The organism is Tengunoibacter tsumagoiensis, from assembly GCF_003967535.1.
Taxonomy (GTDB): domain Bacteria; phylum Chloroflexota; class Ktedonobacteria; order Ktedonobacterales; family Ktedonobacteraceae; genus Tengunoibacter; species Tengunoibacter tsumagoiensis.
Map to the genome: position 1 here is coordinate 1,128,627 of NZ_BIFR01000001.1, position 23,738 is coordinate 1,152,364.

The window sequence follows — 23,738 nt, forward strand, 5'->3', positions numbered from 1 at the left end:
ACTACATAGATACTGTAAGGGATATTTTGGGGATAATTTGGAGAAAATGGTTGTATGGCTCTCCCGGTAGGTACGATTCTTGACGGAAAATTTAAGATAGTGCAGATTTTAGGTGAAGGTGGCATGGGGACTGTCTACAAAGTAGAGCAGTTGGGCACACCGCCTGGCTCGTCACCTTACTATTATGCCGTCAAAGAGCTACTCATCAGTCCTAATACCAGTGAAGAAGATCGCAAATCTGCTATTGAACGCTTTAATAAAGAGATTGCTCTGTTACACGGGCTTAAGCATCCGCGCATTGCAGCTTTAATGTTTCCCTTTCAAGAGCGAGGCAACTCGTACTTTGCAATGGAGTTTGTGCCTGGCCGTAGCCTGGAAAAAATTCTTGAGCAGACAAACGCTCCGTTGCCCGAGGAGCAAGTCATTCGCTGGATGACGCAGGTCTGCGAGGCGTTAACGTATATTCATACGCGCAATCCTCCGATTATCTTGCGTGATCTCAAGCCTGGGAACGTCATGATCACGAACGACGACGAGGTACAACTGATCGATTTTGGCATTGCCCGACGCTTTGATCCGAACAAACGAACAAACACCGAGAACCTGGGCACGATCTCGTATGCCTCGCCGGAGCACCTGGGCTCAATCACGATGCCAGGTCAGCGCCGTTCGGCTCAGAACCCTGGTAAGTTAGTGCAGACGGATGCTCGCTCGGATATCTATTCGCTGGGCGCGACCATGTATCATCTCCTCACAAATTACGAGCCTGATCCTATTCAGACGCCAGCGGTCGGGAGCATCCTGGCCAAAAATCCTCGCTTGCGCACAGTCAAGATTGGGAATACAACCGTCTGTCCTGTAGAGCAAGTGATCATCAAGGCGATGCAGCAGGAACCGGCCCAGCGTTTTCAAAGTGCAGAAGCAATGCGCGTCGCCTTGCAGCAGTGTCTGCCAAATCAGCCTGCGGTCCTGCCCGGAACGACCGTCCAGATTCCTGCGATCTCGCCTAATTCCACCATCATTGTCTCCACAGCAGGTGCAAATGGGTCATCAACGCTGGGAGGGATCATCTGCCCCAAATGTGGTTTTGCCAATCGTCCAGGAGCAAAGTTTTGTAAGCGCGATGGTCAACCCTTAGTGGCAGGGGTTGCCGTACCACCACAGGCAAGAGCCCCTATCCAGGCGCGACCAGTGGGGTCAGGCAACTCTATTCAAGCGAGGCCAGTGCAGCATCCGCCAGCGGGGGCACCACCATCGCGTCCATCGCAACCGATTCGGGCGCGGCCAGTTCAATCCCCTGCGAACGGTCAGACGCGGCCTGCTCAGCCTATTCAAGCACGCCCGATCTCAAACGGAACGCCAGTGGATGTAAATGCAGCCTATCGTGCCGGGCTTCAGCATCTGAGCCAGAAGAATTATGCAGAAGCAATTAACCAGTTTAAGCTAGCGCATACGCATGGAGGTGGTTCCTACGATATTCTGTATAATCTTGGACGTGCCTATCGGCAGTCGGCTCAGTCGGTACGTGAGCAAGATCCACGACTTTTCAACGAACAGATGAGGCAAGCGACGGAATATTTTTCCGAAGCCCTGCGACTGAAAGCAGATGCTCTGGATGCCCAATTTCAACTGGGGCTCTGTTATCGTGATCTGAGCCTGCTTCCTCAGGCTGCGGAGGCCTTTAAAAAGGCTCAGGCCTTGAATCCAAAGGACACAGCCGTTTATTACCAGCAGGGACTGGTCGCGATAGAACAGGGGGCTTATCGTGAGGCGGAGGCGCTTTTAAAAGAGGGTCTGCGCATTCAGCCTGATCATGCTTTGATCCTGGTGGCTTTGGGACGTTTGTTTATAGAGACAAGGCAGATGCCAGTAGCGATCAATGCCCTGTTGAAGGCGACGCAGAGCGATCCGGCTCTGTGGGAGGCCTGGTTTGAACTGGCGCGAGCGCATATGCGTCAGAAAGAATGGAAGTACGCTCTGAGCGCATTGGAGCGAGCCCGTCAGATAAATAACAATGTTGCAGAGATCTACAGTGCCATGGCGAACTGTTATCTCAAATTAAATAGAAAAGTAGAAGCTCGACAGATGGTAAAGGAGTCATTGCAACGTGACCCCAAACATGCCGAGGCGCTTCGTATCCAAAAACAACTCTAAAGGAGTGCAGGAATGCTCTGTCCGTTATGTAATACACCTAATCGTGACAATGCCAAATTCTGTAAAGGTTGTGGGCGGCTGTTAGCCACTGAAGTAGTGGCGTCAGATCCTGCGGCAGAAACAGTAGCTCCCGAGCCGACTGCTCCCGAGTCAACTGCTGCTTCTGTACAACCAGTACTGGCTTCTAGTGGTGAGGCAGGCGTGCCCAGCGAGCCCGGGCATACTGTCGAGAGCACTGAACCAGTTGAACCTGTCGAGTCTGCGACGGTCAGCGAGGAAGAGGATCCCCGTTTTGCACCAACGCAGATTCTGACGCCAGCGCAGATGCATGAATTTCATGTGCGCAAGTGGCAGCATGAGCATGAAGCGGAGCAGAAGCAGGAGCTTGATATTGCCGACATGCCCACCATACTTGTTCCACCTGCTGAGAATCACGAGGATGCCAGTGAAGTAAGTGCTGTTCCTCCAGTTTTAGAGAGTGAGGAAGATGAGAGCTCGACAGCCCCGGAGCCCGTTGAGCAAGTTGAAAGCACTGAGCAACCTGAGTCTCATCCTGCAACAACCGAAGAGGAGGTCTCTGTGGCATCAGATAAAGAGTCCACACCTGTTGAAGAGCAAGCAACAGACTTTCCTATCCTGACCGTAGGCACAATCGTAGGAGATCGCTACAGCATCACCCAGGTTTTAAGTGACGCCCCCGAAGAGCATCTCTACGAAGTAACCGATCGCAAAGGGTATCTGCACTGTTGGAATTGTGGTTCAGAAGAGAATGCCGAAGGCGATGAATTCTGTAACGATTGTGGAGCCGAGCTACAAAACTATTCGTATATTATGCATGCCTATCCTCCAGCAGGCAGCCAGGATGAAGCGAGCGTGCTTCATGGAGGCGTCATCGTCAACACCCTGGTTGATCAGGGGCTGACGTACGTGATTGAGCAGCCGCAGGAGGTCCAATCCTCTTTTCCAACGGGAGTACGTTTACTGGCTGCCTGTGATTCAGATGCGGGCGATCTACGCCGCAGCGATCCCAATGAAGATAGCACTCTCGTCCTGCTCTCCGAGCGTGTGCATGAGTCTATCGCCACGCCAGCGGGAATTTTCCTTGTTGCGGATGGCATGGGTGGGCATGATAACGGGCAAGGGGCTAGCCGTCTGACCACAGCCGTTATCGCCGAGCGTGTCGTTCGTGAACTGCTGCTGCCACCGATCAGCGCTGAAAAAGCGGGAGAAGAGAGCAAGAAGCTGGATGAAGAAGAGCTCTTAGCGCTGGTCCATGGAGCAGTTGAAGACGCAAACGCAGCTCTTTGTCAGCTCAACCAGCGTGAGAAGAGCGATATGGGCTCGACCCTGACAGGCTTTCTGCTTGTGGGCGATCATGCATATATCTTCAACGTTGGCGATAGTCGTACGTATATGCTACGAGATCACAAGTTATATCAATTGACAAACGATCATTCACTGGTTGGTCAGCTGGTGGCCGGTGGCTTAATCACCCCTGACGATGTGTATACCCACCCACAGCGTAGCCAGATCTATCGCAGTATTGGCGATAAATTAAATGTGCAAATTGATATATTCAAGCAGCAAGTGCACCCGGGTGATATACTTTTGAGTTGTTCGGATGGGTTATGGGAGATGGTGCGCGATCCGCAAATTACTGAGATTCTCAATAATGCACAAGACCCACAAACGGCGAGTGCACAGTTAATCGAAGCCGCCAATACGAATGGTGGAGAAGATAACGTAAGCGCCGTAGTCGTTTTTGTGCGCTGATATGATATACTATGGCAGCCGAATGCGAAAGGAGCCGATGTAATATGCCTGGAGAGGTAACACTGGCACAACAACTAGGAAAAGATTTTATGCCAGTTACTGGTGGAAGCCAGCTTGCATATGTATTATTAGAAGCCAAGCCAACAGAGATTATGGCACAGGTCCGCATGCCTTTGAATTTTGCTCTCGTAATTGACCATTCTGGTTCAATGAAGGGAGCCAAGCTAAGAAATGTGCGCGAGGCAGTAAAGATGGTCATCGACCGTCTTGAGCCGACCGACTACATCTCGGTTGTCATTTTCGACGATTCGGCGCAGGTGATCATTCCTTCGATGCCTGCGAATGACAAGCCTGGTATGAAAGCGGCCATTGACCGTATTCAGGATGCGGGCGGGACCACGATGTCATTGGGAATGACCCATGGTCTGGGTGAACTGAGACGCTGGAATATCCCCAATGCAGTGAATCGTATGATCCTGTTGACCGATGGTGTCACCTATGGCGACACTGATCGTTGCCGTCAACTCGCGCGAGATGCAGCGGCTGCTGGTGTCTCCATCTATCCACTGGGGATTGGTTCAGACTGGGATGAGAGCTTATTAGACGATATTGGACAATTAAGCGGTGGTATGCCAGCTGAGTTTATCAAATCGCCAGCCGATGCAATGACCATCTTTGAGCAGCAGATCCAGAGTGCTGTCGCCGTGGCTGTTCGGAATGCCACCCTCACCCTCCGGCTGCCCGCGGGTGTGACTCCTCGCAAAGCGGTGAAGGTTCTTCCGATCATTCGTGATGTTGATGCATCGGCGCTTTCGGACCGTCAGGTTGTGATCCCATTGGGAGACCTGGAGAAGGACACAGCGCAGTCAGTTCTCGTAGAATTGATGATTGATCCCCGTCCCGCAGGACTTTTCCGTATTGCACAGGCCGAATTAACCTATGATGTTCCGATGGTTGGCCTGGTCAACGAGAAACTGCGTGAGGATATCAAAGTGACCTTTAGCTCTGACCAGAATCAGACCTCACAGGTCAACGCGCTTGTGATGAACTTCGCCGAGAAATCCAACGCGCAGCGCCTGGTCACGCGTATTCTGGATGAGTACAAGCGTACAGGTAAAGCTACCACGAAACTGGCGCCAAATGTCACGCGTGTGCTTGATCCAGAGACCATCTCAGCTATTGAGCAGATCAACCAGGGTCAGCAGATCTCGCAGGAGCAGGTCAAATCTATTGGAAACAAGACGCGTAAATTGACCCAGCGTCTGGACGATCTGCTTCCATAAGTGGTTTTATGGGCTTGCAACCGCCTTAAAAGCAGGCGGTTGATTATCATCTTTCTATAGAATAGTGAAGGCTAAGAAAGCCAGCAATAGGACTTATCAGAAAAGATAGCGCAAGAGCGTTTGAAAAAGTCCAGATATGCTTACAAAGTAAAAAATAAAGGCAGAGGAAGGATAGATTTATGTCAGTACGATGTTCTTTAGGTCATGAGAATCCAGACGGATCAGCCTTTTGTGATGAATGTGGCGAGCCCCTGACCGCAGCCGAGCCAGCAGCAGTAGCTCCTGCTCAGCCAGCAGCAGCGGCGGCCCCAGTTGCCGGGAATGGAACACAGACCTGCCCCTCATGTGGAGCAGTCAATCCTGCGGGAGAGGCCTTCTGTTCCAATTGTGGTGTGAGCTTATTGGGAGCACCGGCCCCCGTCGCAGTAGCACCGGCACCGGCTCCAGTGCAGCCAGCGGCCCCAGCAGCGGCTCCAGCCTCCTTGCAGGCACGTCTCATCGTCGAGGCTGACAATCAGGAGTTCGATCTGGCAGGAAAAGACAATATTGTGATTGGTCGTGAAGACCCGGTCAGCAATATCTATCCTGATGTTGACCTCACTCCTCATGGAGGAGACGAAGGTGGTGTTTCGCGCATTCATGCGCGTATCTTTGTACAGAACGATCAGTACTTTCTGGAAGACGAAAACAGCACCAACTTTACGTTTGTCAACCGTCAACGTCTGGCAGCCAAGACGCCAACGTTGCTCAGCGATAACGACGAAGTACGCTTTGGGCGTGTGCTTCTCCGTTTTAAACGCCCGTAACTGAAGCGATCCTGTGGCCTCTTGTCGCCGCTTTTGTAGTGGTCAACATCGCTCTGGTGAAACAGACGAGATCAGCTCCAGTGAGTGAACTGGACCTGTTCAGCGACACCAGAGCAGCTTATGAGCATGATCTGAGGCATCAAAAAAAGCGAGAGTAAAGATAGAAGACAAGAGGCCCGGCTATTCCAGACGAGAGCGCTACAACGGGTAGAGATAAAAGTGTGGCCCCAGGCCTGATAGTGGATTGAGATTTGACAGTCTGTGCAGGACTCGTTATAATCTACGGGATATCTTTAGTGGAGGCTAAGAAAGGCTCTTATGAAACGTACCTGGCAACCAAAGCGCATTCCGCGCAAACGCGAACACGGTTTTATGAAACGTATGGCTACCCGTAATGGACGGCGCGTGCTCAAAGCTCGCCGCGAAAAAGGGCGCTGGAGTTTAACGGTCTAGACTTTGTGCTAGCCGTGACAAAAGTATGGCACTTCAACGTGCGTTACGCTTACGTAAAAACAGTGATTTTCAGCGAGTAAGGCAGCAGGGACGCAATACAGCATCTCGGCTGCTTATCCTCGCGTACGCACCAAATTCATCGTCAACAACGCGTCTAGGATTTGTAGTGAGCAAGCGAATCTCAAAACAGGCTGTGACGCGAAATTATATAAAGAGATTACTCTCTGAGGCAATTCGGCCTCTGTTGGGAGAGATTCCAGCGGGGTGGGATCTGGTCTTTAGTGCGAAAAATCCAGTAGTGCATGTCAACTTAACCGTCCTCATGCAGGATGTAGCATTTCTGTTGCGTCGAGCTCGGCTACTTGAAGCAGCTACACCGGTAGCACCGGAACGGACTGAGTAGTTTGCCTGAGGCAAAGCAAGGATTTTTTAAGTGAAGTATATTGCACTCGGCTTAATCCGTTTATATCAACGCACGCTGTCGGTTGTCCTGCCTTCATCGTGTCGATTTACACCCTCGTGTTCACACTATGGATATGAGGCAATTCAACGTTTTGGCTTTTTCCGTGGCGGGTGGCTGACTGCAAAGCGCATTGGACGCTGTCACCCCTTCTATCACGGAGACCTCTATGACCCGGTGCCCCAACAATGGGGAAGCTAGGTCAAGGAAGGCAGGAATGCTCTTGTGGGTGAGATAGGTTATTTATTCAATCTAATCTTTACATTCCCCATTTTCAACGGCCTTGTGTTGCTATTCCATCTCTTTGGCGACTTCGGGCTCTCGATTGTGGTTTTGACATTGATCATTAAGCTGATCCTCTTCCCTCTGACGATTCAGCAGCTTAAATCAATGAAAGCTAATCAGGCCATTCAGCCGAAGATGCAGGAGATCAAGAAGAAATACGCCAATGATCAGCAGGCACAGATGCTGGCGATGCAGACGCTCTACAAAGAGGCAGGCATCAACCCCGCAGCTGGTTGTTTACCATTGCTGATTCAGATGCCTGTTCTGTATGGTCTGTACTTTGCCTTTAACCAGATTGTGCGAGCGACTGATCATAGCAGTAAAGGCGTGCACGCGCTCAACGATGTTCTTTATCCATTTGTTCCTCATTTCACCACGTTCCCCAATATTGACCTGGACTGGTTTTCCTGGCTTGCGCCAATCATGAACCCTCTCCTGCACCAACATTGGGCGTGGGCGATCTCGCTGGGAAGTCCCGATCCAACCCATATCCTGCCAGTTATTGCTGGTCTGGCAACGTTTATCCAGTTGCGCATGTCGCAGCCAAAGCAGACGGCTCCAGCACCTGCGAATGCTGCCAGTGATCCAACTGCTCAGACGATGAAGACGATGCAGTTTATTATGCCGCTCTTCACTGTCTTCATTGGTTGGACGTTCCCTGCTGGCCTGGCGCTGTACTGGACGGTCTCTTCGATCTTCCAGGCATCACAACAGTACTTTGTGACTGGATGGGGCTCGCTGCTGGTGACGCCTAAAGTGAAGCCTGAGCAAAAGACAAGCTCGAAGGTTGTTGAAAGCACTGCCGTTGTCAAGAATGATGTTCGTACTGCTCAAGTGGTTGAGGACGAGGATGAGGACGAAGGTCCGATCGCAAAGAATCTGCGCCCAACTCCACTGCCATCCACCAATGGGAATGGACAGTCATCGTATAACCGTCGCCCAAGAGGCGGTAGTGCTTCGGCTCGCCGTCGTAGTGGCCGGCGCTAGGCATTATTGAGCTCCATTTGACTGGTCTGCTTTCTTCATGTAAAGAGGGCAGACCAGTTTAACGATAGTTTGCACAGGGAGGCTAGGAAATAGTGGATAGCATAGAGGCTAATGGCAAAAGTGTTGAAGAGGCCATCATACAGGCCCTCGGACGCCTGGGAAAACGCCGCGAGGATGTGGATGTAACAGTGTTACAAGAGCCCGCACGCGGAACTTTTGGCCTGGGTAGTAAAGATGCTCGTGTCCGCGTGACGGTTCGCCCCACTATCAAGGGTGCTGTCATTACGCCCGAAATGGCAGATGCTCTCCTTGGCCTGGGTGACCTGGAAGTGCCCATCCCTGAAGAAGAAGTGGTGTATGAGGAGGAAGAGGATGAGGAAGGCGAGTATGAGGATGAGGAAGAGTACGAGGATGAAGAGGAGCTAGAGGACGACGAATTGGAAGATGAAGAGGAGGAGTTGGAGGACGAAGAGCCCCTCCCATTTATCTCATCCAATGCCCCGATTTTGCAGACGTTACTGACACAGGCTGAGACGGAACAGGAGCCAGCTGAATTACAGGATGTAGAGCAGCCATCCCGCGAAGATGTAGAGATTACGGTGGATGTCTTGCAGCATATTTTACGCTACATGAAGATTCATGCAGCAGTCCATGTCCGCTCTACCAATCCATTGACGCTGAATATTCAGGGGATTAATGAGAACCTGGGTCTGCTGATTGGTCGACGTGGCGAGACGCTCTCTGCACTTCAGTTGCTGGTCAGCTTAATTGTCAGTCATCGTACCAAGCATCGTATGCGGATTATTGTGGATGCTGAGAATTATCGTGAGCGTCGTGAAGAGAATCTGCGTTCGCTGGCTTTACGGGTTGCGCAGCAGGTTCGCAATTATCGCCGTTCGATAGCTCTGGAGGCGATGCCACCTTACGAACGACGTATTGTACACATTGCCTTATCTGATAGCAAGGACATTAGTACAGAGAGTATCGGTGAGGGCGAGGAGAGACGGGTTGTGATCTCCCTCAAACGCGCGAATCGTTCATAGTTTGAGCCATAGTTTTACTATAAGTCGGGCGGCGGGTCTCCCGCCGCCTTTTGTTATCTGCTAAAGGTTGTTTTTGTGTATGTCCAATTCACCTACATTTCTGGCTTTAGGCCATGTAACCCGTGATATTCAGTTGGATGGCTCATTTACTCTGGGTGGAACGGTTGCTTTCGCAGCGCTAACTGCCTCGCGTCTGGGGCTGGAGGCTGGAATTGTCACGTGTGCGGATGCGGAGCTCACTACCCAATTACCCTCATTGTTGCCAGGGATTCAGCTTACAGTTCAGCCTTCTATCCAGTCAACAACCTTTGCTAATCGTTATCAAGAAGGGTTTCGGACACAATATCTGTATAGCCGTGCAGATTCGCTCGAACTATCCTCTGTTCCGCCAGCCTGGTTGGAGGCAGAGATTGTCTTATTAGGGCCGCTGGCGCAGGAGCTTGATGTTGACTTTGTGAAGCATATACCACGACGACCAGGTCAATTATTGGCGGCAACCCCTCAAGGCTGGCTCAGACGTTGGGAGTCTGATGGACGCGTCTGGCCGACCCCCTGGCAAGATGCTGAGCAGATATTGCCTCTGCTCGATGTTCTCATCCTCAGTCATGACGACCTCCTGCCCTTTGCAGACGGAGATCGTACGGAGGCCGATGCACTTCTCGCTCGCTGGAGCCAATTCATACCATTACTGGTGGCAACTGATGGCCGTTATGGTGCAACGCTCTATCAAGCGGGTCAGCCCCAGAAATTTGCAGCCTATCCAGTACAAGAGATTGATCCCACTGGAGCAGGGGATGTGTTTGCAGCGGCTTTTCTGACGCACCTCTTCTGGCATCAAGATCCGGCTCAGGCCGTCAACTTCGCGAACTGCGCTGCTGCCTGTTCCATCGAGCAGCCTGGTATGCTGGGCATCCCCACGCTGGCGCAAGTTCTGGCGCGCATGCAGTCATGAACCCCCTGTAACCTATCGAGGAAAGCGCATGCTTCTTCCAGTAGCTTCTCTGCTTGAGAAGAATAGCCTCAGATAAACTTTGCCTGTTTGCTTCTAAAAAATCGTAATAGGAGAGAGGTGCATACTTTCTCTTATCCACATAGCTCTAATCAGGAATAGTCCCATGAAAGACATTAGTACTAGTCTAAAAACAAATGTGCAGCAATCGTTACAAAAATAACCTTTTTTATCTATACTTAATAATAGGATTCCCAATCTTCTATCTGTTATAGCAATCTTTTCTTATAAAAAAGGACTATAACTTTTGTTTCAGGGAGGATACTATTTAATGACTAGGTTTCCTATTGTCCAGCGCTATGTTCATATGGGCATAGCCAGTCTTGCACTGGCTGGGGCCCTGGTCGGTGGGCTCTCATTCCAGGGAAGCACCGTGAAGGCAGCTGGAAGCAATCCAATTACGTATGGCAAAGTTGCGGTTCTGGGGTCAACTCAGATTACGACCAGCTTAACTGGAAGTACTGCGGGTGAGCAGGCACAGGTAGAGCATGGAGAAGGTAGCCCCAAACTAGCCAACGCTTCTGGCAGCAACCCCGGCCTTCCACCCCCTCCTACCAATGCACCAGATCCCAAAGGAATTGCGACGACCAGCACGAATCCAAAAGCCACTGGCTTTAACGGAATCTCACAGTACGATCAGCGTACCGCTGGCACTGGCAAGTATGCTAACACCCAGTTTAGCCTGGAGCCCCCGGATCAGGGGCTCTGTGCAGGCAATGGCTATGTGGTCGAAGGCGTCAATAATGCTATCGCTGTTTACAGCAAAGATGGCAAATTAATCTCTGGCGTTGAGGCACTCAGCCAGTTTTATGGTCTGTTGCCTGAGATTGATCGCACAACCCTGACCTATGGCCAATTTATCAGTGATCCCAAATGTATCTACGATACGCAGTCGAATCGCTGGTTCTTTACCGAACTAGAGTATGATACTGATCCTACCAATGGAGCGCCTGCCGGTCCTTCCCATGTCTTGATTGCTGTAACTCAGACCAGCGATCCAACAAAGGCCTGGACTGTCTTCAGCGTTGATACTACCGATGATGGTAGCAATGGCACACCTAATCATGCAGGTTGCCCATGTTTCGGAGATCAGCCCTTAATTGGTACTGATAGCCATGGTTTTTATATCACCACCAACGAATTTACTAATGACAGTGTTGGTGCCTTCCATGGTGCCCAGGTCTATGCGCTCTCAAAGTGGAAGCTGGTAGCTGCTGCCAATCATACCAGTAGTTCAGTTGTTGTAGCAGCCATTGATGCCTCTCAGGCCCTGGCTCCTTATGGTGGCCTGTCTTATTCCTTGCAGCCAGCGACCAGCCCTGCCTTTGCCTTCAACGGCGAGGATCTGGCTAACCAGTTCCGCCTGCATGGTGTTGAGTACTTCTTGAGTGCATTGCAGTTTGGTGCTCCTCCTTATCAGACATTGGATAACCGTATTGCGGTCTGGGGCCTGACCAATACTGCTGCATTGGATAGCAATTCGGCCACTCCTGATCTGAGCCTGCATTTGAAGGTTATTGGTTCTGAGACCTATGGCCAGCCCAATCCTGCAACGCAGAAAGAGGGTGGTCCTACTCCTCTGCGCAATGCTCTGGCGGCGGCTTATCCAACGGTTGCTTATCCATTGGAGACGCTGAACACCAATGATGACCGTATGAATCAGGTGGTATTTGTTCAGAATCATCTCTGGGGTGCGGTAAATACTATCCTCGGCGATGGAACTCGTACAGGTATTGCTTACTTTAGCGTTCGCCCATCCTGGACACGTTCGGGAGAGCTTGATGCTCACCTGGATACCCAGGGATATGTAGCTGTCGATGGTAATAATGTGTTCTTCCCCTCTATTGGCTTGAATGCCTCTGGGAAGGGCGTCATCGTCTTTACGCTGGTGGGACCAGATTACTATCCAAGCTCAGCCTATATCAACATCGGTGAAGATGGTGTCTCTGGTAACGTTCATATCACTGGAGCTGGTACCGGATCTGATGATGGCTTTACTGGTTATTATCCTTATGCCACTGATGGCGTTGCTCGCTGGGGTGACTACTCAGCCGCTGTTGCAACTCCTGATGGAAGCATCTGGACTGCTAGCGAGTACATTCCTTCGGGCCCTCGTACCACCCTGGCTAACTGGGGAACTTATATCACCAACATTCGCGTTGGCTATGACGACTAACGAATAGTGTGAGCCCAAAAGGAAGCGGTCTCGTCCCTGAACTGTGGGATGAGATTGTGAAAGGAGCGAGCATTTCTCTACCAGAAGTGGAGAAATGCTCGCTTTTTGTCTTGTGAGAAAAGTGGTTCCTGTCGGCGATCTCTTTCTCAATGAGCTCTAATAGATAGTTGAAGCTCGTCTCTTACTACTTTATTCCTGCTTCTACTGATAGATCGGGGCCCCTTCAGTCGATCCGGTCTGGCCACCATCGACGACGATTTCAGTTGCTTGAACATAGGAGGCATCATCGGAGGCGAGGAACAACACAGTCTTTGCAATCTCTTCTGGCAATCCAAAACGTTCCAGTAGAACTTGTTGAGAATACTTTTTTTCGAGTTCAGCGTATGCTTCATCCGTAGGAGCCGCTTTCTCCCAGATCGGCGTCTCAGTGCCCCCGGGCATCACAATATTCACTCTGATTTTTCTTGGCGAGAGTTCAGCAGCTAACACCCGAGTAATGGAGCGTAAGCCAGCTTTGCTCGCAGCATAAGCGGAGCTTCCAGGCGAACCGGATATGCTTCTGATTGAGCCGTTGAATATGATCGACGCACCGTCGCTCAGGTAAGGGAGGCAACTCTGAACAGTGAAAAAGGCCCCGGTCAGATTTGTGTGCAGGATCTTTTCAAAGTCTGCCAGTGTGGTTTTCCCAATGGGGGTATTCCCACTGATGCCCGCGTTAACAAAGAGAATGTCGAGATGGCCTATCTTCTTAAGAGTTGGAACTAAGGCTGCCTCCATCGCCTCAATGTCAGAGGTATCGGCCTGGACACCGATGACGTTTGAGCCCAGTTCTTGTGTGGCAGAGACAAGCTTCTGCTGATCCCTGCCAGTGATCACCACCTGAGCCCCTTCGGCAACGAACACGCGTGCAGTAGCCAGGCCAATGCCGCTGCTTCCTCCAGTAATCAGAGCTGTTTTGTGTTCTAATCTCATCTCAGTCTCCTTGAGTCTGTGGCGATTACCGTCCTGGAGCACGCTTCTGGATCTCCTGGATCAGCCAACCATTGCCATCTGGATCGCTAAAGGTCATAAAACTGTTATAATCGGCCCGATCAGGAGCGATTCCTGGTGTCTGTCCCTTTGAGCTAAAGTGGAAGGGTTCACTTACATTTACTCCACGAGCAACGAGTTCAGCTCGTGTATCCTCAATGTTGGATGTCACCAGGTATAATCCCTGGTATGTCCCTGGAGTTGTTTTAGTAATCCCAGTACCGATCTGGATTGAGCATTTCGATCCTGGTGGTGTCAATTGGACAATGCGATAGTTCGCTGCGCCAGGATATCTAAATCCGAGAGCTTTTTCATAGGTTGTAGAACTATAGTCGATATCTACTCTGAAACCCATGGTCTTTTCATAGAACTCCTTTGCACGATCCACGTCTGAGACAGGGATAACAACGGCTTCGAACGTAAGATTCATTACTGAGCCCCCTTTGAGTGTGCTACAGATTATCTCTTTCGCTCTCACTGACTGAGTGCATTGTATGATGAGACGCAAGCTCAACGCTGACCACCTGTGTTCGGTTGGTCTGGCTCTTTAGCTTACATATTGTAAAAAAAGGTATACTTCAGGTTATAATTATTGATAGGCTACTCATAGCGAATTTGCGCGGAGGATAGGATACGCATGGACAATCTCTCAGTATTGTTTCAGGAAAGAGGACTGGCTCGTGTCAGTCAGAGTCTGCAAGGTGTGGCTTTACCATCGATTCGTTTGAAGGCACAAAGGAGTGATGATGCGCATTATTTTCTGTGCTGATTATTGGAATCCCCTCTCTGTTGACAATGCCTATGAAACTGAGGTCAACGTTGTCGAGGGATTACATCTCAACTATTCGCTGATCAATATCGAAGCATTGGTTGAGCAAAAGAATGCGCTGCGTGCGGTACGTAAGGTAGAGCCAGCGAGCACCGAAGAGCTAGCGATCTATCGTGGATGGATGCTCAAACCTCAGATATACGAGCAGCTCTCTGCAGCTTTAGCTGAGAGGGGACTCTTGCTGATCAATACGCCCGCAGCATATCTGCATTGCCATTATTTGCCACAGTCCTATCCTCTGCTCGAGGGCTTTACGCCCCGATCAACCTGGATCAGGACAGGATTTGATGTTTCCATCGATGAGGTGATGAAAGCCCTCCATGTGTTTGGAGATAAGCCGGTGATCGTCAAGGATTTTGTCAAATCGAGGAAACATGAATGGAACGAAGCGTGTTACATCCCTTGCGCATCTGATAGACACGCTGTTGAACGAGTGGTGAGACGCTTCTTACAACTCCAGGGAGAGGACCTGAATGAAGGCCTTATCTTCCGTGAATTTATCGAGTTTGAGCCATTGGCCTATCATTCGAAGAGTGGTATGCCTCTGATTAAGGAGTTTCGGCTCTTTGTTCTTGATGGCCGGATCATCTGCTCGACACCATATTGGGAAGAGGGTGATTATGGCGATGACAAGGATGGTTTCCCTCCCATTGATACCTTTGGTCATATAGTGCAAAACATTCAGAGCAGATTTTTCACGATGGATGTTGCAAGGAAAAGAGATGGGACATGGAATATTGTTGAACTGGGCGATGGTCAGGTCGCAGGGCTACCTGTAAGAGCTGATATGCAAGCGTTTTATCAGGCGTTCACCGGTCTTTGAGGAAAGTTGAACTTATTAAAACCTTAGGAGTAATGTTCCCATGGAAGTTTTTGAAAGTATTGTAGGCGACGAATTGCTTGCAGAGTTCCCGAAAAAAGGGCCGCGTTTCTTAACAGGATACGCAGGGCATTTTGTAGGATTACCAGAAACGCTTTCGGTTGTCAGTGTGCTATGGCCTCGAATCATCGAGATTGATGGTTTAGTCTTCTTAGATTATCAGTTCCAATATACAGAGACAAGATTCAAAGTTGAACCAAAGTATTCCCACTTGAGCGTTGAGGAAAAACAACACATAGAAAGGCTTATGAATGCCTGCTCATTGGGTCAAATGTTTTATGGGGAGAGTATAGAGGTACTAGATGACGTAACACTTTTCAAAGCCTATGAGGAGACCCTGAAATTCTTCTGGTCCTTACGTTTGCAATCGCTCTTTCCAACAAAAAAGTTTTATATAGAGACAGGAAACAACATTGCTGGTGAGGAAGGGATGGTAATTACTTTTTACCAGACAAGTTATGAATAATCAATCATGAATGAATCGAAATAGTAGTTTATTAATAATTAAGGATCAGCCGAAACGCTACGGTTTTGATTAAGCCTTCCTGGAAGGAGTATTTATGAGCTATAAGCCGACGTTCTGGGCTCATGAAAGTTTTGCCGCCTCTTTTATGAGTCGTGCTATATGTATTGATAAATCGTTTCCTGCTACGTTTGCATTTAGATATGACGATATTCGCCCCTTACTAAATGAACTTATATGTAGAAGTTATGCCATAATATCAATTGTTTTTTATGTAATAGAAGAAACAGGCAAACCTTTTGAAGTTGATAGACATACAATCGGTGTTATAGGCTATGAAAGCTTTAATGAGTGGGGTAAATATGTTGAAAAAACATATAATGACACCATGAGGTTTATTCAAGGAAATGAGGGTGTATATAAAGATAGTTATTATAGCGTGTATCCAATTGATGAAGTTGAGGCCCAAATACGACATTTTGTCCCTCCCATTTTTACTGACAACCTTTACCTGGAAGGATTTTCGTTAAATGATAGAGGCTTTTCCGAAGTCGGGTGGCTCTATAAGGATATTTTTGAGGTTTTATCAATCTACCAACAGGAAAAATATAAGGTTTTAGGTGGGGATGTTTATAGATATAGTAATAGAGATATTTTTCATACGTATGATAGTTGGTCCACAGATTCTTTTAAAAATGATCTTTTTGAGAAAGGATACAGTTATACATTCAGCTATATAGAAAATTATTATAAGTTGCATGGTGATTCATATATTTATACTCTAACTGTCAGAAGATAGCGCATGTTAAGGGATATAAGATTTTTTAGAAATACTGTTTGTTTCATTAAGCAGAAGTCGTATCTATGTACATGAAATCGAAATTAACCTTTTATTTCATAGCGAATTTACGCGGAGGATACACATGGACAATCTCTCAACATTGTTTCAGGAAAGAGGACTGGCTCGTGTCAGTCAGAATCTGCAATGTGTGGCTTTACCCTCGATTCGTTTGAAGGCACAAAGGAGTGATGATGCGGTGATCCCATGTGGGGCAACAAAGTTTGGAGGGGGCCCAGATCTTGCTGCCGGGCAAGAGTGGCCTGAACGACAAGGGAAGCCACTCCCATTTCTCGCCCAACTGGATCTGGCAGCTCTCATCCCGTATGATATGCATCATGTCTTACCCAGGACCGGAAGACTCTCTTTTTTCTTCGATGTTGATGCCTACTATGATGGTGATGGAGAGCCTCGTAGCTCTACCTGGAAAGTCTGTTATGACACAACGCCTCTTTCATTGGTCACACGGCACGCCATTCCCACGACGGTTTCAAAGAGACGTCGATACGATGCGTGTACTATTACCCCTTCTTTCGAATGGACCCTTCCTGGTTATGAGCCCTATAGTCCTACCAGGCTCCAACGACTCAATATCTCCCATGATCTTCCTCCGGATGAGGAGAAAGCGTATTATACGCTCCAAAATGATCTGGCAGGACTGGGAAACAGTCCCTATCACATCGCCATTCACCGTTGCCTTGGGAACCCCGATGAACTACAACATGATCCGTTTCCTGATCTCGGAGGCACCCCCTCTGATTGGGTGCTGTTACTTCAGATGGACTCGGATGGAGAACCAGAGACACAGTGGGCAGATACAGGGCGCCTATATTTTTGGTGTCAGAAAAGTGATCTGGCAGCAGGAGACCTGAGTCAGGTACAGATGATTTTAGACTGCTAACTCCCCACTCAACTCATGGGGCTCTCCCACGAGTTGAATGGGGGAGAAACATAACTTTCCTTAGGTCATGGAGTGATATCATGAGCGATCGAGAAATGTTACAGACCATCATCCAAAAAGTAGGACAAAAAATTCCCACGGTCGAATGGAATAAGCAGGGCGAGATTATCTCGTTCAGATGCGATTACGGTTCTTTGGGGCAGATTCCCAGGGAAATAGGATACCTTCGATCCTTGCAATTACTCTCCTTTTCGGGGCAGAAGCTGCAAGAAGTTCCTTCCTGGATCGGAGGCTTATCTCAGTTGCAAATACTGAACCTTTCACAAAATGAGCTTTGTTCACTCCCAAAGGCATTCAATCTCCTGGAACAGTTACAAGACGTCTATTTACAGAAAAACCACTTTGAAGAATTTCCAGAAGTCTTATGTACGCTCCCTCGCCTGGAAAACATCGATATCGGCAATAATCATTTGCGGTCTCTTCCTCCTTCTCTTCGTCTCCTCAAAGAACTGGTCACCTTCTATATTAACAACAATCCCTTGCACAGGCTCCCACCAGAAATTGGGTCGTTACGGAAACTGACGAGCTTCAATAGTATGAAAACTTCCCTGGAAGTCCTCCCGCCAGAGATCGGTGCCCTTGCTTTCCTCGATGAAATAAATCTCGCACATAATGCACTTTCGAGCCTTCCTCCTGAATTTTGGAAGCTGACTCGCCTCGCCAGCCTTTCATTGAGTTTTAATCGACTCCTGGAAGTGCCAGCAGAGATTGGGAATCTTCAAGCCCTCGAAGTCCTGAGTCTGGAAGGGAATCAGCTCCAGAGCCTTCCAGCAGAGATCGGCTCCCTTCAAAAGTTAGAAGTCCTCTATCTTGCGGACAATAAGCTTCGTTCGTTGCCCAGGGAGATTGGCAACTTGCCCATTCTCAGCGAGCTCGACCTTGAGAACAATGAACTTGAGGAGTTTCCCCTGGAGATCGGCAAACTGGTTGAGCTCGAAGTTTTCATTCTCGATGGGAATCCATTGAAAGATCCCCCTCCATCCATTGTCCGGAAAAGATGGCCAACGAATATACGCTATCTCCAGGAAAAGTACCAGCGGAGCCTGAAGGAACGATCATAGGTGTTAGAGAGGAGTAACCCGGAACTGGAATGCTCTGGGATGGAGCGTGAGCACATTGTGATTGGGGGCAAAATCTGCTATAGTGAGAAGCGTAGAAATTGCTTTTCCTCTCTTGCCAACATGGCCCAGTCATAGGGATGGGAGGCAACTATCCTTTGAAGCGAAACTGGAGTATTTTGGCATGACAACACCCACAGCTCACTTAAAACGCACCCCTCTGTACGAGCAGCATCGCGCCTTAGGGGCCCGTCTCGTTGAGTTTGGCGGCTGGGAGATGCCCGTCCAATACAGCAGTATTTTAGATGAACATCAGGCGGTGCGTACACATGCTGGCCTGTTTGATGTCAGTCATATGGGCGAATTCAAAGTCGAAGGGGCTGAAGCACTGGCCTTCCTACAGTATCTTGTCCCCAACGACGTCTCGCGGCTCGCCCTTCAACAGGCGCTCTATACACAGCTCTGCCTGCCCTCTGGCAACGTCATTGATGATCTATTGATCTACTTTATTGCGGAGCAGCATTATTTACTGGTTGTGAATGCAGGCAATATCGACAAAGATCTTGCATGGGTCCAGGAACAGGCTCAGAAGTTTCCTTCAGTTACGGTCAGCAATCAGTCTGAGACCACAGCACTCTTAGCGCTTCAGGGACCGGCTGCATTGGAGATTCTTCAGCCATTGACCGACATAGATCTCAAGGGGATTCGGTATTATCATTCGGCCCCTGGTCTGGTGGATGGCCTTCATTGTCTTATCTCACGCACTGGTTACACTGGAGAAGATGGCTTTGAGCTGTACTGTTCAGCCGCAGATGTTGTCCAGCTCTGGAATGATCTGCTTGTAGCAGGCAAACCCCTTGGACTACAGCCAGCGGGCCTCGGCGCTCGTGATACGCTTCGCCTTGAAGCGGGCTATTGTCTGTATGGACATGAATTAGATGAGCAGACCAATCCTTTAGAAGCACGCCTGAGTTGGACCACAAAATTCAACAAGGGCGATTTTATTGGACGCGATACTCTGCTAACCGTAAAAGAGCAAGGTCCGAATCGGCTCTTGGTTGGTGTTGAACTACTGGAGCGCGGGGTCCCACGCAGTGGCTATGCCCTGTATGCCGGCGATGCACTCGTTGGGAGCCTGACCAGCGGCGCACCTGGACCGAGCGTGCAGAAGAATATTGGCATGGGATATGTTGAGACTTCGTATGCCATCGTTGGCCAGCCGATTCAGGTAGAGATTCGAGGCAAGCGCCTGGCGGCCCAGATTGTTGCGCTGCCTTTTTATAAGCGCTCGTAAAAAAGAAGGGAGACTACAATGGCTAGTCTAAATCATCCTGGTAATTTAAAGTATAGCAAGACTGATGAATGGGTGCGCGTAGAGGGCGACCTGGCATATATTGGCATCACCGATTATGCGCAGGACCAGTTGGGCGATATCGTCTATATTGAGCTCCCCTGGGAACCAGGTCAGGATCTGGCCCATGAAGATAAGTTTGGCGATATTGAGTCCGTTAAGGCCACCTCAGAACTGCTCTCGCCATTGAGTGGGGCCGTTATTAAAGCCAATGAAGAGCTCAAAGAACATCCTGAATTGATCAATGATTATCCCTATGACCAGGGCTGGATGTTGCAGGTAAAACTGGCGAATCCATCTGAACTGGATGATCTGCTGGACGTAGAGCAATACCTGAACTATATTCAGGGACGTTAAGATAACGCTGATCTTCCGTGAATGCTAAGTGTGCCCATTGAACGTTCCCTTCCAGAAGGCCTGATGGTTGGTATTTCGCAGAGAGTTGAAGTGGTTTGAAGGCGAACCGCTTCAACTCTCTCTGCGGACACATGAGAGCCCGGAGGGAATTATGAATACGCACGAGGCTACACTCTTGATTATCTAACGCAGGGACGCGCTATAATGGTAGCGATCCTTAAACGATTCTTTAAACGATTCTTTTTAAGAACCGATGTGCATGATCTCATACACTGGTGGAATGGGCAGGTTAGTGGTCCTTTAGCGGTATCCTACCGAGAGAAAGATCTCTCAACTGTCGCCGCGTGTCAGCACCTCATCCGCTCTGCTTGCGGAGAACTCTGTCGAGGCATCCCTATCCTTTCTCCATTGTTGAGGGCAGAGTATTTTCATACTGATTCATACACATATCAAAAAAAACGAGTGGGTGTGGTTTTCATTTCTGGAAGCATGTTTGGCTAATAGCCTTCTACACCCATAAGGGAGAGTTCTGACCATGAGCTATGTGCCAAATACACAAGAAGAACAAGAGGCGATGCTTGCGCACCTTGGTTTCTCTTCATTAGAAGACCTGCTCACGCCAGTGCCAGAAGAGGTGCGATTGCGGCGTCCATTGGATCTGCCAGCGGCTCTATCTGAGCCCGATCTGAAGCGCCTGATGGGCGCGATGGCTGCAAAAAATAAGCACACCGAGAGCACCATCTCTTTTCTGGGCGCGGGAAGCTATGACCATGCCATACCCAGCGTTGTAACACATTTGCAGCGCCGCTCAGAATTTGTCACCTCATACACCCCCTACCAGCCCGAAGTAAGCCAGGGAATGTTGCAGGCGACCTACGAATTTCAGACCATGGTCTGTCAGATTACTGGAATGGATGTCGCCAACGCCTCACTCTATGATGGCTCAACAGCTCTCGTAGAGGCAGTACTCATGGCTCTTGGACCTGGTGGACGCGGCGAGATTGTCATCTCCGCAGCCGTTGATCCTCAGTATCGGCGTGTTTTACAGACCTATGCCTTTGCGCGTGGCTTTGCGATCAAAGAAGTGGGCATCGAGAACGGCCTGACCTCATTAAGTGAATTGAAGTCGATCGTTGGTCCTCAGACGACCGCAGTCGTCATTCAGCAGCCAAACTTCTTTGGGAATATTGAAGATGTCCATGCGATTGAGCCTGTTGCGCATCAGGGCAAAACATTGTTTATTACAGCGATCACCGAGCCAGCTTCATTGGGCCTGATCGCTCCTCCTGGTAGCTACAACGTAGATATCGCCGTTGGCGAACTGATGAGCTTTGGTAACTCCATGAGCTATGGAGCGCCTGCCCTGGGCTTTATCGCCTCCAAACAGAAATTTATGCGCCTCCTTCCTGGTCGTCTGGTTGGTCAGACCGTAGAAGAAGGGGGAAAGAAGCAGACGGGATATGTATTGACCTTACAGACGCGTGAGCAGCATATCCGTCGTGAGCGTGCCACCTCTAATATCTGTACCAATCAATCTTTGCTGGCCGTGGGTGCCACAATCTATATGGCAGCGCTGGGCAAGCAAGGTTTCCGCGAACTGGCAGAATTGTGTCTACAAAAGGCGCATTACGCATTTAAGCAGATCACCGCTATTCCTGGTTTTGAGCCAGCGTTTACCGCCCCCTTCTTTGATGAATTTGTGATCAAAGCGCCTGTGTCGGCCAGTAAAGTCGAGAAGCAATTGGAGCAGGCAGGCCTGATTGGAGGATATGATCTGAGCGAGAGCTATCCAGGTATGGATAATGCGATCCTGTTCTGCGTGACAGAGACGCGCACAAAAGAAGACATCGATCTCCTGGTAAAAGTATTGAAAGAGGTGCAGGCATGAGCGTTGAGTCATTAATTTTTGAAAAGGGAGCGCCTGGACGGCGTGCGGTCAGGCTGCCTGCGATGGATGTACCGACCGAGTCGCTTGATGAACTGATTCCAGCCAGCCTGATCCGTCAGGAAGCGGCTACGTTGCCAGAGGTAAGTGAGATTGAAGTTGTGCGCCATTACACCCATCTCTCGCAGCGCAACTTTGGTGTTGATTCGGGCTTTTATCCACTGGGCTCCTGCACCATGAAATACAATCCCAAGATCAATGAAGATATGGCAGGCCTGCCAGGCTTTGCCAGGATTCATCCCTTGCAGCCAGCCAATACAGTGCAGGGAGCGATCCAGTTGATCTACGAATTGGAGCAATACCTGGCTGAGATCTCGGGTATGGCACGTGTGACCTTGCAGCCTTCAGCAGGTGCGCATGGCGAACTCACGGGCCTGATGTTGATCAAGGCCTATCATCAGAGCCGTGGTGAAGGTCACCGTAATCTGGTTCTTATTCCAGACAATGCTCACGGCACCAATCCTGCCAGCGCTACGCTAGCGGATTATAAAGCTGTTGAGATTAAAAGTGACGACAAGACCGGTGGGATCGATATGGAGCATCTGCGCACCGTCCTGGCAGCCCACGGAACCAATGTTGCAGCCATTATGTTGACCAATCCCAATACATTAGGGCTCTTTGACAGCAATATTGCAGAGATTGGTCGCCTGGTTCATGAGGTTGGTGGACAACTGTATTATGATGGTGCCAATGCGAACGCCGTACTGGGTATTACGCGTCCGGGTGATATGAGCTTTGATGTCGTGCACTTCAACCTCCACAAGACCTGTAGCACCCCGCATGGTGGTGGTGGTCCAGGCGCGGGTCCAATTGGGGTCAAAGCGCATCTCGTCCCCTTCTTACCAGGGCCCTTGCCCGCGAAGAACGACGATGGATATTATTGGCAGGATGCGGGTCCGCAATCAATCGGGAAAGTACGAGCCAATCTGGGCAACTTTGGCGTGTTAGTACGCGCCTACACCTATATTCGTTCCAATGGTCCGGATGGGTTAAAACACGTCTCCGAGAGCGCAATTCTCAATGCCAACTACCTCAAACATGAGTTAAGCAAGGATTATGAGATTGCCTATCCTTACATCTGTCAGCACGAGTTTGTGGCAACAGCCCAGTGGCAGAAGGATCAGAGCGGTGTGACGGCATTGGATATCGCCAAGCGTCTGCTGGACTTTGGCATGTATGCTCCCACTACCTACTTCCCATTGATCGTTCATGAGGCGTTGATGATCGAGCCAACAGAGACCGAGACACGAGAGACTCTGGATGAGTTTGTCAAAGTGATGCGTCAGATTGCGGAAGAGGCTCGCACAGAACCTGAGGTTGTGAAGACGGCTCCTCATACAACAGTTATTGGCCGATTGGATCAGGCGCTTGCAGCACGTAAGCCCAATCTACGCTGGCAGCCAGGCCAGGAACTCACGCACGCCTGATTAAGCGATAGTCCTGACAAGGAAGAAGCTCGACGTGATCTAGCGCTAGCGCTTCGGTTGAGAAATAGAGTTGGGTAATCCTGTGTCATGAGAATATCTCCAGATTTGGCCGAGGGATGGAAGAGGAGCTGGCAGGCTCTCTTCCATCCCTTTTTCTGCAAAACAGGGTAT

General features: G+C 49.6%; 23 protein-coding genes. 21 read left to right on the top strand and 2 right to left on the bottom strand.

Annotated features, from left to right (window positions below):
- Positions 1–54 precede the first annotated feature (54 nt).
- The 11 genes from EL628_RS04435 to EL628_RS04490 all read left to right on the top strand — a co-directional run bounded on the left by EL628_RS04435 (position 55) and on the right by EL628_RS04490 (position 12,429).
- Positions 55–2,154, top strand: a complete 2,100-nt coding sequence (locus tag EL628_RS04435; RefSeq protein ID WP_126578594.1) for a serine/threonine-protein kinase — start codon at positions 55–57, stop codon at positions 2,152–2,154.
- A gap of 12 nt (positions 2,155–2,166) precedes the next feature.
- Complete coding sequence (locus EL628_RS04440; protein WP_126578596.1) at positions 2,167–3,927, top strand: PP2C family protein-serine/threonine phosphatase; 1,761 nt, start codon at positions 2,167–2,169, stop codon at positions 3,925–3,927.
- Positions 3,928–3,971: 44 nt separating this feature from the next.
- Entirely contained in the window at positions 3,972–5,210 is a 1,239-nt protein-coding gene (locus EL628_RS04445; RefSeq protein WP_161975269.1) for a vWA domain-containing protein, read from the top strand.
- A gap of 179 nt (positions 5,211–5,389) precedes the next feature.
- Positions 5,390–6,016 (top strand): double zinc ribbon and FHA domain-containing protein, encoded by a 627-nt coding sequence (locus EL628_RS04450; protein WP_126578599.1) that lies wholly within the window; start codon positions 5,390–5,392, stop codon positions 6,014–6,016.
- 318 nt (positions 6,017–6,334) lie between these two features.
- Positions 6,335–6,469, top strand: coding sequence for a 50S ribosomal protein L34 (gene rpmH / locus EL628_RS04455; protein WP_126578601.1), 135 nt, complete (start codon positions 6,335–6,337; stop codon positions 6,467–6,469).
- Between the two features lie 25 nt (positions 6,470–6,494).
- The gene (rnpA, locus tag EL628_RS04460; RefSeq protein WP_126578603.1) at positions 6,495–6,872 is read left to right on the top strand and encodes a ribonuclease P protein component; all 378 of its coding nucleotides are present in this window, start codon (positions 6,495–6,497) and stop codon (positions 6,870–6,872) included.
- 30 nt (positions 6,873–6,902) lie between these two features.
- The gene (gene yidD, locus EL628_RS04465; RefSeq protein ID WP_126578605.1) at positions 6,903–7,130 is read left to right on the top strand and encodes a membrane protein insertion efficiency factor YidD; all 228 of its coding nucleotides are present in this window, start codon (positions 6,903–6,905) and stop codon (positions 7,128–7,130) included.
- Between the two features lie 24 nt (positions 7,131–7,154).
- On the top strand, positions 7,155–8,201 hold the full coding sequence (locus tag EL628_RS04470) for a YidC/Oxa1 family membrane protein insertase (protein WP_126578607.1): 1,047 nt from the start codon (positions 7,155–7,157) through the stop codon (positions 8,199–8,201).
- A gap of 92 nt (positions 8,202–8,293) precedes the next feature.
- A complete protein-coding gene (gene jag, locus EL628_RS29700) occupies positions 8,294–9,244 on the top strand; it encodes an RNA-binding cell elongation regulator Jag/EloR (RefSeq protein ID WP_161975270.1) in 951 nt (316 codons plus the stop codon).
- A gap of 79 nt (positions 9,245–9,323) precedes the next feature.
- Positions 9,324–10,196 (top strand): PfkB family carbohydrate kinase, encoded by an 873-nt coding sequence (locus tag EL628_RS04485; RefSeq protein ID WP_126578611.1) that lies wholly within the window; start codon positions 9,324–9,326, stop codon positions 10,194–10,196.
- A gap of 328 nt (positions 10,197–10,524) precedes the next feature.
- On the top strand, positions 10,525–12,429 hold the full coding sequence (locus EL628_RS04490; protein ID WP_126578613.1) for a hypothetical protein: 1,905 nt from the start codon (positions 10,525–10,527) through the stop codon (positions 12,427–12,429).
- Between the two features lie 201 nt (positions 12,430–12,630).
- Here the strand turns inward: EL628_RS04490 and EL628_RS04495 are convergent, their stop codons facing one another.
- Positions 12,631–13,401: an SDR family oxidoreductase gene (locus tag EL628_RS04495; RefSeq protein ID WP_126578615.1), complete on the bottom strand. Its 771-nt coding sequence runs from the start codon at positions 13,399–13,401 to the stop codon at positions 12,631–12,633.
- Between the two features lie 25 nt (positions 13,402–13,426).
- Positions 13,427–13,888, bottom strand: coding sequence for a VOC family protein (locus EL628_RS04500; protein WP_126578617.1), 462 nt, complete (start codon positions 13,886–13,888; stop codon positions 13,427–13,429).
- A gap of 207 nt (positions 13,889–14,095) precedes the next feature.
- Here EL628_RS04500 and EL628_RS30730 point away from each other — a divergent pair, with 207 nt between their 5' ends.
- The 10 genes from EL628_RS30730 to gcvPB all read left to right on the top strand — a co-directional run bounded on the left by EL628_RS30730 (position 14,096) and on the right by gcvPB (position 23,567).
- The gene (locus EL628_RS30730; protein WP_281276522.1) at positions 14,096–14,227 is read left to right on the top strand and encodes a hypothetical protein; all 132 of its coding nucleotides are present in this window, start codon (positions 14,096–14,098) and stop codon (positions 14,225–14,227) included.
- On the top strand, positions 14,202–15,110 hold the full coding sequence (locus EL628_RS04505) for an ATP-grasp domain-containing protein (protein ID WP_245993988.1): 909 nt from the start codon (positions 14,202–14,204) through the stop codon (positions 15,108–15,110). The genes EL628_RS30730 and EL628_RS04505 overlap by 26 nt, the downstream gene beginning before the upstream one ends.
- 40 nt (positions 15,111–15,150) lie before the next feature.
- Positions 15,151–15,633: a hypothetical protein gene (locus EL628_RS04510; RefSeq protein WP_126578619.1), complete on the top strand. Its 483-nt coding sequence runs from the start codon at positions 15,151–15,153 to the stop codon at positions 15,631–15,633.
- 94 nt (positions 15,634–15,727) lie between these two features.
- Positions 15,728–16,429 (top strand): Imm40 family immunity protein, encoded by a 702-nt coding sequence (imm40, locus tag EL628_RS04515; RefSeq protein WP_126578621.1) that lies wholly within the window; start codon positions 15,728–15,730, stop codon positions 16,427–16,429.
- 124 nt (positions 16,430–16,553) lie between these two features.
- On the top strand, positions 16,554–17,369 hold the full coding sequence (locus EL628_RS04520) for a YwqG family protein (RefSeq protein WP_126578623.1): 816 nt from the start codon (positions 16,554–16,556) through the stop codon (positions 17,367–17,369).
- Between the two features lie 80 nt (positions 17,370–17,449).
- A complete protein-coding gene (locus EL628_RS04525) occupies positions 17,450–18,490 on the top strand; it encodes a leucine-rich repeat domain-containing protein (RefSeq protein ID WP_126578624.1) in 1,041 nt (346 codons plus the stop codon).
- A 181-nt stretch (positions 18,491–18,671) separates the two neighbouring features.
- Complete coding sequence (gcvT, locus tag EL628_RS04530) at positions 18,672–19,781, top strand: glycine cleavage system aminomethyltransferase GcvT (protein ID WP_126578626.1); 1,110 nt, start codon at positions 18,672–18,674, stop codon at positions 19,779–19,781.
- An 18-nt stretch (positions 19,782–19,799) separates the two neighbouring features.
- Positions 19,800–20,195, top strand: coding sequence for a glycine cleavage system protein GcvH (gene gcvH, locus EL628_RS04535; RefSeq protein WP_126578628.1), 396 nt, complete (start codon positions 19,800–19,802; stop codon positions 20,193–20,195).
- Between the two features lie 535 nt (positions 20,196–20,730).
- Positions 20,731–22,083 (top strand): aminomethyl-transferring glycine dehydrogenase subunit GcvPA, encoded by a 1,353-nt coding sequence (gene gcvPA / locus EL628_RS04540; RefSeq protein ID WP_126578630.1) that lies wholly within the window; start codon positions 20,731–20,733, stop codon positions 22,081–22,083.
- Complete coding sequence (gene gcvPB / locus EL628_RS04545; protein WP_126578632.1) at positions 22,080–23,567, top strand: aminomethyl-transferring glycine dehydrogenase subunit GcvPB; 1,488 nt, start codon at positions 22,080–22,082, stop codon at positions 23,565–23,567. The genes gcvPA and gcvPB overlap by 4 nt, the downstream gene beginning before the upstream one ends.
- The last annotated feature ends 171 nt before the right edge of the window (positions 23,568–23,738 follow it).

What these genes read in the sequence shown, in the direction of transcription:
- EL628_RS04445 (WP_161975269.1), top strand. Translation starts at nt 3,972, where the DNA reads ATGCCTGGAGAGGTAACACTGGCACAACAACTAGGAAAAGATTTTATG.
- EL628_RS04525 (WP_126578624.1), top strand. Translation starts at nt 17,450, where the DNA reads ATGAGCGATCGAGAAATGTTACAGACCATCATCCAAAAAGTAGGACAA.
- gcvPB (WP_126578632.1), top strand. Translation starts at nt 22,080, where the DNA reads ATGAGCGTTGAGTCATTAATTTTTGAAAAGGGAGCGCCTGGACGGCGT.
- EL628_RS04440 (WP_126578596.1), top strand. Translation starts at nt 2,167, where the DNA reads ATGCTCTGTCCGTTATGTAATACACCTAATCGTGACAATGCCAAATTC.
- EL628_RS04505 (WP_245993988.1), top strand. Translation starts at nt 14,202, where the DNA reads ATGATGCGCATTATTTTCTGTGCTGATTATTGGAATCCCCTCTCTGTT.
- gcvH (WP_126578628.1), top strand. Translation starts at nt 19,800, where the DNA reads ATGGCTAGTCTAAATCATCCTGGTAATTTAAAGTATAGCAAGACTGAT.
- EL628_RS04450 (WP_126578599.1), top strand. Translation starts at nt 5,390, where the DNA reads ATGTCAGTACGATGTTCTTTAGGTCATGAGAATCCAGACGGATCAGCC.
- rpmH (WP_126578601.1), top strand. Translation starts at nt 6,335, where the DNA reads ATGAAACGTACCTGGCAACCAAAGCGCATTCCGCGCAAACGCGAACAC.
- imm40 (WP_126578621.1), top strand. Translation starts at nt 15,728, where the DNA reads ATGAGCTATAAGCCGACGTTCTGGGCTCATGAAAGTTTTGCCGCCTCT.
- EL628_RS04495 (WP_126578615.1), bottom strand. Translation starts at nt 13,401, where the DNA reads ATGAGATTAGAACACAAAACAGCTCTGATTACTGGAGGAAGCAGCGGC.
- EL628_RS04510 (WP_126578619.1), top strand. Translation starts at nt 15,151, where the DNA reads ATGGAAGTTTTTGAAAGTATTGTAGGCGACGAATTGCTTGCAGAGTTC.
- EL628_RS04485 (WP_126578611.1), top strand. Translation starts at nt 9,324, where the DNA reads ATGTCCAATTCACCTACATTTCTGGCTTTAGGCCATGTAACCCGTGAT.
- gcvPA (WP_126578630.1), top strand. Translation starts at nt 20,731, where the DNA reads ATGAGCTATGTGCCAAATACACAAGAAGAACAAGAGGCGATGCTTGCG.
- EL628_RS04520 (WP_126578623.1), top strand. Translation starts at nt 16,554, where the DNA reads ATGGACAATCTCTCAACATTGTTTCAGGAAAGAGGACTGGCTCGTGTC.
- rnpA (WP_126578603.1), top strand. Translation starts at nt 6,495, where the DNA reads ATGGCACTTCAACGTGCGTTACGCTTACGTAAAAACAGTGATTTTCAG.
- EL628_RS30730 (WP_281276522.1), top strand. Translation starts at nt 14,096, where the DNA reads ATGGACAATCTCTCAGTATTGTTTCAGGAAAGAGGACTGGCTCGTGTC.
- EL628_RS04500 (WP_126578617.1), bottom strand. Translation starts at nt 13,888, where the DNA reads ATGAATCTTACGTTCGAAGCCGTTGTTATCCCTGTCTCAGACGTGGAT.
- EL628_RS04435 (WP_126578594.1), top strand. Translation starts at nt 55, where the DNA reads ATGGCTCTCCCGGTAGGTACGATTCTTGACGGAAAATTTAAGATAGTG.
- gcvT (WP_126578626.1), top strand. Translation starts at nt 18,672, where the DNA reads ATGACAACACCCACAGCTCACTTAAAACGCACCCCTCTGTACGAGCAG.
- EL628_RS04490 (WP_126578613.1), top strand. Translation starts at nt 10,525, where the DNA reads ATGACTAGGTTTCCTATTGTCCAGCGCTATGTTCATATGGGCATAGCC.